At 51.2% G+C, this 14,536-nt stretch carries 17 protein-coding genes; 3 read left to right on the top strand and 14 right to left on the bottom strand.

The genetic code is table 11. From position 1 onward, the window contains the following. Window positions 1–3: 3 nt before the first annotated feature. Window positions 4–1,518: a PucR family transcriptional regulator gene (locus tag HQN87_RS12115; protein WP_173132921.1), complete on the bottom strand. Its 1,515-nt coding sequence runs from the start codon at window positions 1,516–1,518 to the stop codon at window positions 4–6. A gap of 207 nt (window positions 1,519–1,725) precedes the next feature. Between HQN87_RS12115 and HQN87_RS12110 the strand changes: the two genes are divergently transcribed. Further along, window positions 1,726–2,511, top strand: a complete 786-nt coding sequence (locus HQN87_RS12110) for an acetoacetate decarboxylase family protein (protein WP_173132918.1) — start codon at window positions 1,726–1,728, stop codon at window positions 2,509–2,511. A gap of 13 nt (window positions 2,512–2,524) precedes the next feature. Next, the gene (locus HQN87_RS12105) at window positions 2,525–3,289 is read left to right on the top strand and encodes an SDR family NAD(P)-dependent oxidoreductase (protein ID WP_173132915.1); all 765 of its coding nucleotides are present in this window, start codon (window positions 2,525–2,527) and stop codon (window positions 3,287–3,289) included. A 148-nt stretch (window positions 3,290–3,437) separates the two neighbouring features. Here HQN87_RS12105 and HQN87_RS12100 read toward each other — a convergent pair whose 3' ends face one another. The 5 genes from HQN87_RS12100 to HQN87_RS12080 are packed head-to-tail and all read right to left on the bottom strand — an operon-like array spanning window position 3,438 to window position 5,979. Further along, window positions 3,438–4,055, bottom strand: coding sequence for an HAD family hydrolase (locus tag HQN87_RS12100; protein WP_173132912.1), 618 nt, complete (start codon window positions 4,053–4,055; stop codon window positions 3,438–3,440). A 30-nt stretch (window positions 4,056–4,085) separates the two neighbouring features. Next, window positions 4,086–4,691 (bottom strand): class I SAM-dependent methyltransferase, encoded by a 606-nt coding sequence (locus HQN87_RS12095; RefSeq protein ID WP_173132909.1) that lies wholly within the window; start codon window positions 4,689–4,691, stop codon window positions 4,086–4,088. Window positions 4,692–4,713: 22 nt separating this feature from the next. Then, entirely contained in the window at window positions 4,714–5,346 is a 633-nt protein-coding gene (locus tag HQN87_RS12090) for a pyridoxamine 5'-phosphate oxidase family protein (RefSeq protein WP_173132906.1), read from the bottom strand. Window position 5,347: 1 nt separating this feature from the next. Continuing rightward, window positions 5,348–5,740 carry a VOC family protein gene (locus HQN87_RS12085; protein ID WP_173132903.1) on the bottom strand — a complete coding sequence of 131 codons (393 nt, stop codon included), beginning with the start codon at window positions 5,738–5,740 and terminating at the stop codon, window positions 5,348–5,350. A gap of 26 nt (window positions 5,741–5,766) precedes the next feature. After that, window positions 5,767–5,979 carry a hypothetical protein gene (locus HQN87_RS12080; RefSeq protein WP_173132900.1) on the bottom strand — a complete coding sequence of 71 codons (213 nt, stop codon included), beginning with the start codon at window positions 5,977–5,979 and terminating at the stop codon, window positions 5,767–5,769. A gap of 197 nt (window positions 5,980–6,176) precedes the next feature. Between HQN87_RS12080 and HQN87_RS12075 the strand changes: the two genes are divergently transcribed. Beyond that, entirely contained in the window at window positions 6,177–6,548 is a 372-nt protein-coding gene (locus HQN87_RS12075) for an iron chaperone (RefSeq protein WP_173132897.1), read from the top strand. A 65-nt stretch (window positions 6,549–6,613) separates the two neighbouring features. On the opposite strand, the gene HQN87_RS12070 is transcribed toward HQN87_RS12075, so the two are convergent. From HQN87_RS12070 to HQN87_RS12035, 8 genes are all read right to left on the bottom strand, one after another. Further along, the gene (locus HQN87_RS12070) at window positions 6,614–7,111 is read right to left on the bottom strand and encodes a YcxB family protein (protein WP_173132894.1); all 498 of its coding nucleotides are present in this window, start codon (window positions 7,109–7,111) and stop codon (window positions 6,614–6,616) included. A 74-nt stretch (window positions 7,112–7,185) separates the two neighbouring features. Beyond that, window positions 7,186–8,109, bottom strand: a complete 924-nt coding sequence (locus HQN87_RS12065) for a DUF7638 domain-containing protein (RefSeq protein ID WP_173132891.1) — start codon at window positions 8,107–8,109, stop codon at window positions 7,186–7,188. A gap of 16 nt (window positions 8,110–8,125) precedes the next feature. Next, entirely contained in the window at window positions 8,126–9,250 is a 1,125-nt protein-coding gene (locus HQN87_RS12060; protein ID WP_211720109.1) for a PTS transporter subunit EIIC, read from the bottom strand. A gap of 112 nt (window positions 9,251–9,362) precedes the next feature. Beyond that, window positions 9,363–10,919 (bottom strand): ABC-F family ATP-binding cassette domain-containing protein, encoded by a 1,557-nt coding sequence (locus HQN87_RS12055; RefSeq protein WP_173132886.1) that lies wholly within the window; start codon window positions 10,917–10,919, stop codon window positions 9,363–9,365. A gap of 115 nt (window positions 10,920–11,034) precedes the next feature. Beyond that, window positions 11,035–11,433, bottom strand: coding sequence for a hypothetical protein (locus tag HQN87_RS12050; RefSeq protein WP_246552779.1), 399 nt, complete (start codon window positions 11,431–11,433; stop codon window positions 11,035–11,037). A 40-nt stretch (window positions 11,434–11,473) separates the two neighbouring features. After that, window positions 11,474–12,001: a hypothetical protein gene (locus HQN87_RS12045; RefSeq protein ID WP_173132883.1), complete on the bottom strand. Its 528-nt coding sequence runs from the start codon at window positions 11,999–12,001 to the stop codon at window positions 11,474–11,476. A gap of 133 nt (window positions 12,002–12,134) precedes the next feature. Then, window positions 12,135–12,947, bottom strand: a complete 813-nt coding sequence (locus HQN87_RS12040) for an ABC transporter permease (RefSeq protein WP_173132879.1) — start codon at window positions 12,945–12,947, stop codon at window positions 12,135–12,137. Next, the gene (locus tag HQN87_RS12035) at window positions 12,944–13,966 is read right to left on the bottom strand and encodes an ATP-binding cassette domain-containing protein (protein ID WP_173132876.1); all 1,023 of its coding nucleotides are present in this window, start codon (window positions 13,964–13,966) and stop codon (window positions 12,944–12,946) included. Before HQN87_RS12035 ends, HQN87_RS12040 begins: the two co-directional genes overlap by 4 nt. Window positions 13,967–14,536: the final 570 nt, after the last annotated feature.

Raw genomic sequence — 14,536 nt, 5'->3', positions numbered from 1 at the left:
CAATCACGAATCAGCATTGCATATTGCTCCCGCAGCCCTCAGCTTATCCAGATAATCCGTCATTTGATAGGACATATACAGCCTCAGCATATTGTCGATTTGGCTCAAATCAATCTGAATCAGTTCGTCGATCTGGCGTAACCGGTAACGCAGGGTGTTGCGGTGGACGAATAGTTCGTCGGCGGTCTTTTGCAGCTGCTGGTTGTTCTTCAAATAATAATAAAGGGTGTGGTACAAGTCAGCATGATGCTTCTTATCATATTCACGCAGAACCGTAAGTGCCGGATGGCTGACATCCCGGGGATCATGCTGCGCATGTGGGGACAACAGATCATACAGCTGTACATCAGCGTACAACACCCGCGGTTCTGAAGGCCAGACCACTCGTCCTATCTCCAGCGCTTTGAGCGCTTGCAGATAATATTTGCGGCATTCCGCCAAGTCCGTGAATTCCCTGCTGATCCCCAGGCGGATCTGGTGGGTGACGAGAAATTCCCGCATTTTAGAATCGTTGTCTCTTGGTTTAGCCGTTACAGAGTCACGCTCGCTGACCCCCACCATATATTCATGGTAAAAGATCAGGTGCTCCTCCCCGAAATACAGGTGCAGCTGATCCCTCAAATAACCGTTGTATTTGCCGGAAGCCTCATACCTCCCAAGATCCAGCACCATCACGGACAGTCTGCCCGTGCGCAGACGTTTGCCGCTCCGCAGGCTCTCCTGGACTAACCGCTGCCCGTTCTCCTCATTCTCTAACAGCCCGTAGAGCAGTTCTTCATATTCAGCCTGGCTGGAATTGCGGTAAAAGCTGTTCTTCGCCAGCTCCGCCGCTACCAGCTCAGCCGTGAAACCAGCCAATTCATGATCCTTCTGGAGAATCGGTCGTGTGCTGCCCAGCACAATAATATTGCCGACAGGCTTGCTGCCGATCCTGACCTTAGCGACCAGCTTGGTCACTTGGCTCCCGCTGCATTCCACTTCGTAAGCCTCTATCGACTTCATGCCGTTCTGCACGCTTGTCATCTGATGAACGGCAGCGATGAAATCATAAGAGCAGTAGCCCTTGTGCAGATTGTCGCTCCAGATGGGATCGCTAACCCCGCTGATGTCTGAAGAAGCCAGAACCTTATAGCTAACATCCAACATAATCACCGGATTGCCCATCAGCTCCGCTGCAGCCGAGACGATAGCATCCAGACCTTTGCCGGCGACACAGGCTTGAAGCATTCTGCCCTTGACCTGCTCCCGTTCAGCCTCTTCCAGGAACAACTCCCGGACCTGATTATACATCTCGAACACATCTTCTTCCGCTCCGAACTCAATCCGGTTCTGTCCGCTGTACATCTGCCGGGGCTGCCCGGAAGAAGGTTCCGCCGCATCATTGATCAGCATCAGACTGGCCTGCTCCATCCCTTCTGCGTGATCCGGTAACCGCGACCGGTTGCCCACATAGATAAATTCAGGCACGAAATGAGTCAGGCTCTTCGTAATCAGGATCGTATCCGTATAATCTGCCATTCCCTCTGTATTCCTCTGAATATGTACCGCTTGCTTGGCAAAAAGTCTGCTAATTTGTTCAAAGTTAACACTCATCGCTCTCACCTATTGCTTATTATAGTGCGCCGCGCACAAAATTCCCATTTATTTTTATATTTACCATATATATAATCAATGGAATGTTAATGTTACATTATTCTTGACCCTAAATCACAGGAGGCGCTTCCGATGAGCAGCTTTGTCAAAGATGTGAATGAGATTGCCATAAGAACCAATACACCAACGACCTTCTATAATGCCGAGACTTTAACCGTTTATTGGGAGACTTCTCCCGAGGTGATCCGCAGGATTCTGCCGGCACCGCTTACGCCGGGTCCACGGCCGCTTGTACATGCTTTTGTAGCCAACTATCCCCGCACCAGCTTCAGCGAGCCTTACCGTGAAGCCGCAGTCTTCGTCCTGGCAGCATACAACGGGCAGCCGGGCACCTACTGCCTGTCCATGCCGATCAGTGATGATATCGCTATGGGCCTGGGGCGTGAGATTTACGGCTTCCCAAAGAAGATGGCCGACATCAGTCTGCAGAAGGAGGATCAGCATATAGCAGGCAGCGTCTCCCGGCGGGGCACTGAATTCTTCCATGTAGAGGCTGCACTTAGTGGTAAAATGAATGCCGCAGACGGACAGCACATCATTTCCGAGCATTATGGTGACGGACTGCCTGTCTTCAATATGAAGTATTCCAAGTCTCCGGATGGCCACGGATTCGATCTTGGACCGCTGCTGATCCGGCAGACAGCCTCAATGGATATCAGTGTGCGCACAGCGGCAGAAGTTGATATTCACCTGCTGGATTCTCCGCATGATCCTTGGGCCGAACTGGAAGTCGTTCATATGCTGGGCGGCATCTACACCGTCAGTAATACCGTACTTGAGCGCGGTGAGGTCTTAACTGCCGTTGATCCAGTAAAGTTCCTTCCCTACTCCAACTTACGCTGGGATTGGTGGACCTAAAGGAGGTGTTGCAGTGAGAAATTTATTGGATTTGAGCGGAAAAGTAGCAGTAGTGACAGGAGCGGCCGGGGGGATTGGCGCGCAATTGTCCCAGGCTTTGGCCGGGCAAGGGGCGGACGTTGCCCTGCTCGATTTGAGCGTGGACGAGCTGGATACGACCAGACAGCAGATTGAATCCCAGGGCCGCCGGGCGCTTCCTCTGCGGTGCGACGTAGCCTGCGAGACGGAGATTGCAGCGGCAGTCGCAAGCATTCTGGAGTATTTTGGCCGATTGGATATTCTGGTGAATAATGCCGGAGTGGCCTCCGCAGGCTCTGTCGAGGAATTGGCGGAAGCCGAATGGGACCGGGTAATGGATATCAATGTTAAAAGTATTTTCCTTATGTCTAAAGCTGTGATCCCGGCGATGAAAGAACGCCAGCAGGGCCGCATTATCAACATGGCTTCCATCTGCGGGGTGAATGGCAGCAAACTGGCCGCCCTTCATGCCTATAATGCCTCCAAAGGCGCTGTTGTGAATCTGACCCGTGGCATGGGGGCTACTCTGGCTCCTTACGGAATTACAGTGAATGCTATTGGACCCAGCCTGTTCCCCAGCGTGATGACCCGCGGGCTCTATCAGGACAGCTTCCTGGAGCAGTACAATACCTTATGCCCCATGGGCCGCCCCGGCAACCCCGATGAATTGAACGGCGCCGCCCTCTACTTCGCCTCCGATGCTTCCAGTTACACAACGGGCCAGACGCTATATGTGGACGGGGGCTGGACAGCAATCTAATCCAGGCGTACCTATGTATACTATCCCCTGCGTATCCGCTGCTGTCTTCGCCAGACGCAATAAGGAGCTGTCTTCATAGCCATGAAATGGCTGTAAGACAGCTCCAGCTTTTTGCAGGAAGAGGTTATCCCTTATCCCAGGGGCGCTTTCAGAACAATTCCAATAACCCATCCAGCCGCTCAAGCACATAATCATGACTGCTTACCTCGCCGAATCCATAACCCGCATAGACAAACGGAATCCCCGCGAACCTAGCTGCCTTCATATCCCCTTCTGTATCGCCCACATAAACAGGACTAGTTAGATGATTCCTGTCCATGACCAGCTTGATATTCTCTCCCTTGCTGAGTCCGGTTCTCCCCGGATTCTCGTAGTCTGTGAAATAATTCTGCAATTGATGATACTCATAAAAGGCCTCAATGTACCCCGCCTGGCAGTTACTTACAATGAACAGCTTATATTGAGCCGATAATGCCTTAAGCACCTCTTCCAGCTGCCCGTATAACCTTCCGCCTTGCTTTGCCAGAACAAGACATTCCATATCACAACATTCATCCATAATCTTCTGCCGGATCTCCTCATCTGCATCAGGAAACAGCTTCCGGCCAACCTCCGGTACCGGCAGACCCATAATCCCCTGTAAATCTGCTATAGTTACTTCTTTTGCGGCTCCCTTGTAGCGGCTAATCACATGATTCCATCCTGCCACTACAGTCTCTGTCGGGTCCCATAACGTGCCATCCAGATCAAAGATAATACTGTCCATTGTGAAGTTCTCCTAACGTTAATCTCGTAGTTACTGCTGCGGCGCAGCCCAAATCAAATGTACCATATTCAGCGAATAACGCTCCGCTCTCTGGATCAACATCCCTGACTCCCGGACCAGTCCGAGGATATCCCTGGTATGATGGCATCCGTAGATACGGTAGAGCAGCGGATTCAGCGCCCGTTGCAGCGTAGACACCATGAAGTTAGAACCGATCCCATGCTCCATGAGCAGGATGGTTCCGTCCGGCTTACACCAGCGGTTAATCTTCTCCAGCATCCCAAGCGGGTTCTTATAGCTGCACATAGACAACGTTGATACCACCGTATCAAATGATTGCGCGGGGAAACTCATGTCTTCCATATCTGCACAGATACAATTGGCATCCAGATGATAATGTCTGGCGGCCTGCCGGGCCTTCTCCACCATTGCTCCGCTGAAATCCGCAGCCGTGATCCTAACTCCCCGGGGGTAGAACGGGAAGTTCGCCCCAGCCCCGACGGCAAGCTCAAGTACATCGCCCTTTGCATCACTGATAAGATTCCGGCGCCACCGCTGCTGCTGCGGATCTTCTCTTTTGCGGTCATAGTCCGTAGCCTGTCTGTCAAAAATCCGTATAAGCCTCTCTTGATCCATTCTTCACCGATCACTCCATTCCTTAATAGAGCCGTTTCTCATAACTCTCCTGTATGCCCTGCCGGACTACTTCCACCGTGAACTCAGGAGAATTCACATGATCCGCGATAATAGCCGGAGCAGACGGAAGCGCGGCTTCGGCGGGCCAAGTGGCCGGGTCCCAGGCCTGCGAGCGTTTGAAGGCTTTGGCACAGTGCATATAACATTCCTCCACCTTCACCCCGATGCCCAGCATAGGCCGTTTATCTCTGGCCTTCATTCGCTCCAGAATCGGCTCATCTCTGATTACATACGCTTGCCCGTTAATCCGCAGGGTCTCTTCAAGGCCGGGGATGATGAAGATTAGACCGATGTTCGGGTTAGCAAGAATATTCAGCAACGAGTCCATTCTGCGGTTGCCCGGCCGCTCCGGGATCACCAGATGCCCGTCATCCAGCACCAGCACCGAACCGGGGGCATCTCCGCGCGGAGAGACATCGCAAGAGCCGTGTTCATCTGCTGTGGACAGGAATAACAGCGGGGACATCGCTATGTAATCACGGCAATGCTGATCCAGATGCCGGATCGACTTGCGCTTCACCACTTCACTCGGATACCCCAGAAGCTCTCTAAGCTCCTGTTCCGACGTCAACAGTTCATTAAAGGGAGTATTCATCTCACACCCAAACCTCCATCCGTTCATCCAAGGTTGAAGTATGCAGCTCCAGCTGAATTCCATCCGGGTCCAGGAAATTCACCGACCAGCCGGTTCCCCGCTGAACAGGTCCTCTGACGATCTCAACTTGATGCTTGTTTAAAATAGCTACGGCTTCCTTGAAATCATCCTCTGCGATATAAAAAGCTACGTGGTCCATCCCGGCGAATCCGCCCGGCTGCTGCCCGGCCTCCGTCCGTTCCACCAGACATACCCAGGCGCTGCCCCACTCCAAATAAGCATCTAGTCGGCCGTGATGTCTAAGATTCATCCCCAGAATACCATGATAAAACTCCAGGGATGTCTTAAGATCGCGTACCTGGAGTGTGATGTGACTGAATCCGCTGACTTTCATATAAAGGCCCTCCTTAGCTAAGTAAATTACAGCCATCTGATAAATTTTTTATGCAGTACTTCGATCTGATGCCGCTCTGCCCATTCCGTGAGTGCCCGTATCCCCTGATCTTCTTGGTCGGTGAAGCGGAAACAGTAGGAATAAGGGACCAGCAGGCGCGCTTTGGGCTTCACGGCGATTACGGGCATGAAGTATCCTCTGATGAAAATCCGCTTCACATTCCGGGCTCTCCACCCCATCCCCCGCTTTCCTCATCCTGCAAGATCTTTAGATGTAACCTTATAATACAGGTAAATGATGGAATGAGGAAGCGGGGCGCCCTATACGATGACAGATCTGCGAAGCCTGCAATTGGGGTATTAAAGTTTTTGACTATCCTCTGGCTACAAGATATTATAGGTTGCATAAGGGCTGATACAGATCAGGAGGAACAATCATGGATGTGTTTGCAGAGTATTTAGCGAAGATAGATAACCCGGTCCATCAGGTAACGGTGGAGGAAGTACTCGCCTGGGTGTTGCAGGAGTTCCCGCAGCTCGAACCGAGAATTGGCTGGAACCAGCCGATGTTCACCGATCACGGAACCTATATTATTGGCTTCAGTGTAGCCAAAGGGCATATGGCTGTCGCCCCGGAGAAGGCAGGCATGGATCATTTCGCCGAGGTCCTGAAGCAAGGCGGGGTTGATCACACCAAGCTGCTGATCCGCATGAAATGGACGAATCCGGTGGATTACGGCCTGCTGAGACAGTTAATCGAGTACAACATTGCCGACAAGGCGGATTGCACAAGCTTTTGGCGGGTATAGCTGCGGTATTCATCCGCTCCCAGGTGCAGAAAAGGACATGCCATATGGCATGTCCTTCTTTTTCATCACCAAATCACGCCACTGACAATCTTGCGGTGATCTGACACATACGCTCTGAATTTATGCTCCTGTGCAGCATCCTCGAACGATTGCTTCGCAACGAACCAATACTCCTGTGGCCCATGGAACAGCAGATAGTAGCTCTGGTTCTCCCATACCCGGGTGAAAGAGCCCCATGTCATGACGGACGCGTCCTTCTCCGGACTGAAATTGATCCCCTCTGCATCGAAAAGATATTCAAATTCCTTATTGTACCTTGTATCTGCCGACAATATCTTCGGTAAAAGCAAGGTTCGCATCACGATTGACATTCCCATGGTCAGAACCAGCGTAATTGATATGCCGAGCAGAATGACCGATTGGTTCTGAGTATACAGAATCATGCACACCGCTATAAATACCGCTTGAACGCCAATGGACAGTATAGATTTCCACGAGTGGAAATATAATGCCCGCGCCACCTTGGAAATATGCCGTCCATAATGAAAGCTGATTGTCTCCATCCTGCCACCCTCTATCTCTTCACTTCATCACTTATAGTAGTATAGCATCCAGCGCGTAGAAAATCCTGGCCCGTTCACACTTCACGTGTCTCTTCAGGATGATACAGAATTCGCTGGTAATCCCAATCCTTCGTATCCATATCGCCCAGATACATCCGTTCATGCTCCGGCACAAGCTCATATTTGATTCGAAGCTGCTCCCGGTAGTATTCACCCGGATTCTCCAGATAAGCGTAATAGGCAGCCCGGCACGCTTCATGCGCCGTTTGCTCGCCGTTTAGCTGCTTGTGGAGGTTGTGCAGCTCTTTGAGCTTCTCTTCCGCATCCGCAGAGTATAGGGCTTCGCCTAATGTAACCTCGCCCAATTGCAGAATATGTACATTAACAGGTGTATCCATTGTCGTGAAGAAGGTCTTATCTGCAAAAAGCGTGTCCAGCTCCTCCAGCGTATATTCTGCTTCAGCAGGCAGGTTATAGACCGCTACCTTTCCGTCCTTGTATATCACAACATCGACCAGGTATACTGCCCCGCTATTCTTCATGAACAGGTGGACACTTTTGCCCTCCGTCGTCTGGTAGAACATTTCGCTGTTGACATAGAATTCCGTAGAGGAAGGTGAATGCGCAATCCGGCGCGCTTCACTCTGCTCCTGCTCCCGGTCCGAAATCTCATAGATATTCGTATGGTCCGGATTCAGCAGACTCACTGTTTCCTGAATATGCTGGTAATAGCTTGCAGCGTTGTAAGTCCACTTCGCTGACTCTACCGTATACGCACCCAGTCCATGAATGGACAGCTGCTTCCCGGAGGGAACTGCCGGCGTTAACCAGCCTGAATTTATTTTGCCGGATAAGCCCTTAAGATCTGTAAGCTCCCAGCAGTTGACCATGCCGTCTTCGTACACATCTACATTAATATAGAAGTAACTTCCTCCGTTATGGATGATTCCGGGAATGGAAGTCCCTTCCACCGTCTTGGTTCTTCTAATTGCTCTCATGTGTAATCCCCCTTAGCTAGGACTTGGCGAGTGGTTCGACGACTGGCTCCGGTCCAAGCTTCACGCACAGCGTCGCAATCAGCGCAATCAGGAAGCCGGTCGTACAGGCAATCAGGAAGCCGCCGAATCCGTCCCCCAGATAAGCCGGCAACGTCGCCAGGCCCGGAAAGGCGAATGAGATCGCAGCCGAGCCGAACATTCCGACCATCCCGCCTCCAATGGAGCCAGCGCAGCAGACGATGATCATCGGCTTGCGCAGAGGCAGGTTCACACCGAACATCGCAGGCTCAGTTACGCCGAACAATGCCGAAATCGACGCCGATAAGGACAGGGTACGGAACTTCTTGTCTTTGGCTTTGATGAATACCGCAAGTGCTGCCCCTGCCTGGGCGAAGGCCGCCGGTCCCATCAGTGCGAGGATCGTGTCTGAACCTCCGGTGCTGATATTGTTGATTGCCAGCGGCACCAGACTCCAGTGCAACCCGAATATAACCATCGGCTGAATAATCGCCCCAAGCACCATACCGGCCCCGACAGAACTGAGGTTATACACCGCACGATACCCGTCCGCAAGAGCATCCCCTGCCAGCGCTCCCATCGGCCCGAATACAAGCAGTGTCACCGCTGATACCACCACAATAGAGATAAGCGGAGTGAAGAACTCCCGGATGACCTCGGGCAATATTGTGACACAGAATCGTTCGACATAGACCAGCAGGCCTACCGCAAGGATGATGGGAATGGCACTCGCGGGATAATTAACCGGTGTGATGCTCATGCCCAGGAACTCGATGACTTCTTGGTTCGCAAACAGTGTCGTCAGGCTCGGATACAGCAGCACCCCGGCAATCACCACCGCTGTAAAAGGATTGGCCCCGAATTTACGGGCTGCTGTAAACGCCAGAAGCAGCGGAAGGTAATGGAACAGGCTGTCCGCCATCGCATTCAGCACCGTATAGGTGCCCTCCGTCTTGCTGACAATCTCCAGGGCTACCGCACCTGCAAGAAGCCCTTTCATGATGCCTGCCGCACTCAATATATTGACGATGGGAAGAAAAATTCCGGAAATCCCGTCAATGATCACATTGACAATATTTCTTTTGGATGGCTTCACGACTGTGTCCTCTTTCACTACGTTCATATGATCCCCCTGCATTCTTACTCACTCTTATGTAAATGACCCGTAAGAGTCACTTTTCGCAAAGTTCTCCTCCTACGGGTCAAACCTCAGACCGGCGTCAGTGCCGGCTGTCCTAGAATACTTTGGTTGTCCATGATTCGCAGTTCCAGGTATCTGTCACGATATCGCGGTAAAATTCAGGCTCGTGGGAAATCAGCAGGATACTGCCTTTATACGCCTTCAGTGCTCGCTGCAGCTCTTCCTTCGCATCTACGTCAAGATGGTTGGTAGGCTCATCCAGGACGAGCAGATTGCTCTCCCGGTTGATCAGCTTGCATAGACGCACCTTGGCTTTCTCGCCGCCGCTCAGGACCGCAATCTTGCTCTCAATATGCTTGGTCGTCAGGCCGCACTTGGCCAGCGCTGCACGAATCTCAAATTGGGAGTAGGACGGGAATTCGTTCCAGATCTCCTCAATACAGGTGTTGTAATTCGATTCCTTCATTTCCTGCTCGAAATACCCGATCTCCAGCAAATCCCCCAGTCTCGCCGTGCCTGAAATAGGCTGAATCTGGCCGAGAATACTGCGCAGCAGCGTGGTTTTACCGATACCGTTCGCACCGACGAGTGCGATTTTTTGTCCCCGCTCCATGCTTAGCTCCAGAGGACGCGACAACGGGGAATCATAGCCGATGACCAGATCCTTGGTTTCAAAAACCATTTTGCCGGAAGTCCGCCCCTGCTTGAAGTTGAACTGCGGCTTCGGCTTCTCCTTGGCGATCTCGATGACCTCCATCTTATCCAGCTTCTTCTGCCGGGACATCGCCATATTGCGGGTAGCTACGCTGGCCTTGTTGCGGGCCACGAAGTCCTTCAGATCGGCAATCTCCTGCTGCTGGCGCTTGAACGCGGATTCGAGCTGCGACTTCTTCGCTTCGTACACCTGCTGGAAATACTCATAATCGCCCACATAGCGCGACAGCGACTGGTTCTCCATATGGTAGATCAGGTTGATGACACTGTTCAGGAACGGAATGTCATGCGAGATCAGGATGAAGGCATTCTCATAATCCAGCAGGTAGCGCTTCAGCCAGTTGATATGCTGTTCATCCAGATAGTTCGTAGGCTCATCCAGCAGCAGAATGTCCGGCTTCTCCAGCAGCAGCTTGGCCAGCAAGACCTTGGTCCGCTGACCGCCGCTGAGATCGTTAACATCCTTGTCGAGACCAATGTCGGTCAGACCGAGCCCGCGTGCGGTTTCGTCGATTTTGGCATCAATCATATAGAAATCCTGGCTGGTCAGCATGTCCTGAATCGTTCCAACATCCTCCAGCAGCTGCTCCAGCTCCTCCGGGGAGACTTCGCCCATCTTGCCGTACATGTCGTTCATCTCTTGTTCCATATCGAACAGATATTGGAAGGCGCCGCGCAGCACATCCCGGATGGATTGTCCCTGCTGAAGCACTGCGTGCTGGTCCAGATAACCGGCGCGCATCCGCTTCGCCCATTCCACCTTGCCTTCATCCGGCTGCAGCTTGCCTGTGATGATATTCATGAAGGTTGATTTCCCTTCACCGTTGGCACCGATCAGGCCGATATGCTCGCCCTTCAGCAGACGGAAGGAGACATCGGTGAAAATGGCCCGGTCGCCGAAGCCGTGACTTAGCTTTTCTACATTTAATATACTCATGAAGTGAACACCTTTTCCTTTATTCTATATTCTCGTCATATTATAAAGGCTAACGCGCCACAACTCCAGACGGTTTGTAAAAAAAACAGAAAACACACTAAGGGAAAGGGTCAGCTTACGTCATACTCTCTCTTGGAACATACTGAACATCCTTAGCCACTACCCAGCCACTCATCCCGTATGAGGATAATAACTCGATATATTTGTAGTTCTCTTCGGTTAATATAATTTGCAATTCTTCAAGTGATTCATACCAGGTTGGCCAGCCATAGCTCCGGCTCTTAAGTAACATTTCCGAGTTGTCATCCATAAAATGTTGAACTGAAGATTGCTGGATACTCAGGATAATACTGCCCTTTAGGGGATGATCAAACTTATGGCTTAGTACATTTATAAAAATAACATTCATCTCTTCCACCATTCTCGAATCGTCATAGCGGGTATGTATGATAATTTGGTCATTCTGTAAATCGACTACGTAGGATAAAATCACACTATCGTGAATCATCGGCATTATTTATGGCCCCATTCCGTTATAGTTTCTCCTAGATATGCTAGCTAACCCATTCCTTGAATACAAGGATATGCAATATTGACACGGTCAGATTAAGCAGCAGTCCAAGTATAGCCCATTTATTTCGCGAAATAATCCCCAGCACACTAATGCTAATGGCGAATAACAGGAAGAAGTACACCAGATAGATTAAAGTGTCTGCGTAAAGTGCTAAGACTTCAGAGCCTGAATCATTTAACCAGATTCCGTCATACAGGCTCTTGTTCTTGCTGGTGGCATATATCAATAGACCGGCGATACAAACCGATGATGATAACACGGGAATGGCTGTTAAGCCTTTTATATTCTTCTTGTGTCTTCCTAACGTCACTGACCATAGACCATAAACTACAAACACTACGACAAGACAGACCAAGTACATCTGATAGAAATAAAACCCTTCTTCACGGTCCCCGGTTCCCCCGCCATCTGGACCTGAAGCGTATAAGAACAGATTAGTAATGACTAGAATGAAATTTAGGATTGCATATTTGATTGTGCTGCTTCCTATGCCCTCATACTTTTTCATGATTACTTCCTTTCTTGCGCTGGTTGGTCCTCAGAAATAAACTTCAATACATAACCCATCATTTCCTCTAAAAAGCAAAAAGACGTTAACCAGATGTACCGCTACATCCGTTAACGTCTTCTAGTGATGCGAATTAAGTCCGGCGCATATAAGCACGCACTGTAATTGGAGCAAAGACCGCCACAATCACGGCGGCACCGATGAGGGAGTAGACCAGATCGCTGCCTACCGTTCCATGGTTGACCAGTTCACGGACAGCGGTGACCAGATGAGAAATGGGATTGGCATTCACGAACCATTGAAGCCAGTTCGGCATGGTATCGACAGGAACAAAGGCATTGGAGAGGAAGGTGAGCGGGAATAAAACGATCATCGAGATTCCCTGGACACTGGAAGCTGTGCGGGCAATCACACCGAAGAATGCAAAGATCCAGCTAATCGCCCAGGAGCATCCGATCACAAGAACGGCTGCAAGGGCAACGCCGCCGATGTCGCCTTCAGGCCGCAAGCCCATGATGTAACCCATCACGAAGGTAAGTACCGTAGCAATGGTGTAACGGATGGTATCTGCTAACAGCGCACCCGCCAGAGGGGCAATCCGGGCAATCGGCAGGGATTTGAAGCGGTCGAATACCCCTTTTTCCATATCCTCCCGCAGCTGGACACCGGTGACGACAGAGGTCGTGATTACGGTCTGAACCAGGATTCCTGGAATGATGACCGGCAGATAACTTGCCACATCACCGGCAATCGCCCCGCCGAAGATATACGTGAACATCAAGGTGAAAATGATCGGCTGAAACGTGACGTCAAACAATTGTTCCGGCGTACGCCGGATCTTGAGCAGTCCTCTATACGCCATTGTTAATGAATTGCGTACCGCCTGACCGAAGCTGGTATGATTGTTCAGCTTACGCTCTACACCCGGTTTAATGTAAGTACTCATGCCAGCACCCTCTCCTTATTCTGTGCGCTATCTTCGGCATTCCCAGCCTCTTCCTTCACTCCATGACCGGTCAGGGTCAGGAATACTTCATCCAGCGTCGGCTTCTGCACGCTCATCTCAAGCAGCGGAATATCTGCCTCGCGAAGCGCAATCAAGAGGTCGGTTACCCGGTCTACATTCCCCATCGGAGCGGTGATTTTGGCCGCCTCTGCTGACAGGTTCGACCTGACCTGCAATACCTGCTCGATAATTCGGCGGGCATTCCCCATATCCTGCGGGTTCACCACCTTCAGGTGCAGCGAGGAGTTGCCTACCGAACCCTTCAGCTCATCGACTGTCCCTTCCGCAACCACCTTACCCGTATCAATAACAGCAATCCGGTCTGCCAGTTGATCCGCCTCTTCGAGATATTGTGTGGTCAGCAGCACCGTTGATCCCGTCTTCACCAGCCTGCGGATCGTCTCCCACATCTGATTACGTGTGCGGGGGTCAAGCCCTGTTGTCGGTTCATCCAGAAAAATCAGTGGCGGCTGCGCAATCAGGCTTGCCGCCAGATCGAGCCGCCGGCGCATTCCGCCGGAGAAATTCTTCAACGGACGTTTCGCCGCTTCCGTCAGGCCAAATTCCTCCAGCAGCTCTGAAGCTTTGCTGCGCGATTCTGCGCGTCCCAGGCCATGCAGCCTGGAGAAGATGATCAGATTCTCAGTCGCGCTAAGCGACTCATCCACCGACGCATATTGACCCGTGACTCCGATTAACTGCCGCACGATCTGCGGTTCTTTGGCCACATCATGTCCGAAGATGCGCGCCGAACCTGCGTCAGGCCGAAGCAGGGTGGCGAGCATACGGATGACCGTCGTCTTCCCGGCTCCATTCGGACCCAGCACCCCGTAGATCATTCCTGTGCCAACCCTCAGATCCACACCATCCACCGCACGGTTGCTGCCGTAGATTTTGACAAGACCTTGCGCTTCAATGGCATAACTGCCGCCCGGCTGCGCTGTTTGCGTTTGTTTCATGATTCATCCTCCTAGAACAACTGAATGTATTAGGATGGTAACCGACTTTTTTAAACTGAATATAAACTTACTGTTCACAGCAAAAATCCGATCCCATGGGATCGGACTGGAGAAGTACGCTTGCAGGCGTAGCTGTGTAATCTTTTTACTTATTCATAACCGCCTTCGGCTGGCGGCAGCTCTTGGTAAGCCTCTTTACCGGCCACGATATCCGCGATGAAGGTCCGCAGCTCCAGCAGTTGCTCTGCATCTTCCGTAAGCTCTCATTGCTCACCGGACCAGGCCAGATTCCGGGTGACTTACTCACCTCCATAAGGACAACTTTTACAATGAACAGCAGGTTGATAGAGCATCCGAACTACAGAAGTGAATTCCACAAATGCGGTAATGTATGAAGATGCGTTCGAAGTGAACATTCAGTGATAGTTGTATTCTATACATTTAAAAACAGTGAACAGGAAGGTTATCCTCTTCTAGTTGTAGCCTGTACAACTAAATCTGCCTGAATGGGCGAAACCCACTTAGAGATGGCAGTTTAATTGCACGAAATACAGGTAAACGGATATTAGG

This window comes from Paenibacillus tritici (genome assembly GCF_013204885.1).
Lineage (GTDB): Bacteria > Bacillota > Bacilli > Paenibacillales > Paenibacillaceae > Paenibacillus_AQ > Paenibacillus_AQ tritici.
This window is presented reverse-complemented; position numbering and strand designations above follow the sequence as displayed.

What these genes read in the sequence shown, in the direction of transcription:
- HQN87_RS12045 (WP_173132883.1), bottom strand. Translation starts at nt 12,001, where the DNA reads ATGAAAAAGTATGAGGGCATAGGAAGCAGCACAATCAAATATGCAATC.
- HQN87_RS12080 (WP_173132900.1), bottom strand. Translation starts at nt 5,979, where the DNA reads ATGGGGTGGAGAGCCCGGAATGTGAAGCGGATTTTCATCAGAGGATAC.
- HQN87_RS12115 (WP_173132921.1), bottom strand. Translation starts at nt 1,518, where the DNA reads ATGGCAGATTATACGGATACGATCCTGATTACGAAGAGCCTGACTCAT.
- HQN87_RS12055 (WP_173132886.1), bottom strand. Translation starts at nt 10,919, where the DNA reads ATGAGTATATTAAATGTAGAAAAGCTAAGTCACGGCTTCGGCGACCGG.
- HQN87_RS12065 (WP_173132891.1), bottom strand. Translation starts at nt 8,109, where the DNA reads ATGAGAGCAATTAGAAGAACCAAGACGGTGGAAGGGACTTCCATTCCC.
- HQN87_RS12085 (WP_173132903.1), bottom strand. Translation starts at nt 5,740, where the DNA reads ATGAAAGTCAGCGGATTCAGTCACATCACACTCCAGGTACGCGATCTT.
- HQN87_RS12035 (WP_173132876.1), bottom strand. Translation starts at nt 13,966, where the DNA reads ATGAAACAAACGCAAACAGCGCAGCCGGGCGGCAGTTATGCCATTGAA.
- HQN87_RS12110 (WP_173132918.1), top strand. Translation starts at nt 1,726, where the DNA reads ATGAGCAGCTTTGTCAAAGATGTGAATGAGATTGCCATAAGAACCAAT.
- HQN87_RS12040 (WP_173132879.1), bottom strand. Translation starts at nt 12,947, where the DNA reads ATGAGTACTTACATTAAACCGGGTGTAGAGCGTAAGCTGAACAATCAT.
- HQN87_RS12095 (WP_173132909.1), bottom strand. Translation starts at nt 4,691, where the DNA reads ATGGATCAAGAGAGGCTTATACGGATTTTTGACAGACAGGCTACGGAC.
- HQN87_RS12070 (WP_173132894.1), bottom strand. Translation starts at nt 7,111, where the DNA reads ATGGAGACAATCAGCTTTCATTATGGACGGCATATTTCCAAGGTGGCG.
- HQN87_RS12090 (WP_173132906.1), bottom strand. Translation starts at nt 5,346, where the DNA reads ATGAATACTCCCTTTAATGAACTGTTGACGTCGGAACAGGAGCTTAGA.
- HQN87_RS12100 (WP_173132912.1), bottom strand. Translation starts at nt 4,055, where the DNA reads ATGGACAGTATTATCTTTGATCTGGATGGCACGTTATGGGACCCGACA.
- HQN87_RS12075 (WP_173132897.1), top strand. Translation starts at nt 6,177, where the DNA reads ATGGATGTGTTTGCAGAGTATTTAGCGAAGATAGATAACCCGGTCCAT.
- HQN87_RS12060 (WP_211720109.1), bottom strand. Translation starts at nt 9,250, where the DNA reads ATGAACGTAGTGAAAGAGGACACAGTCGTGAAGCCATCCAAAAGAAAT.
- HQN87_RS12050 (WP_246552779.1), bottom strand. Translation starts at nt 11,433, where the DNA reads ATGCCGATGATTCACGATAGTGTGATTTTATCCTACGTAGTCGATTTA.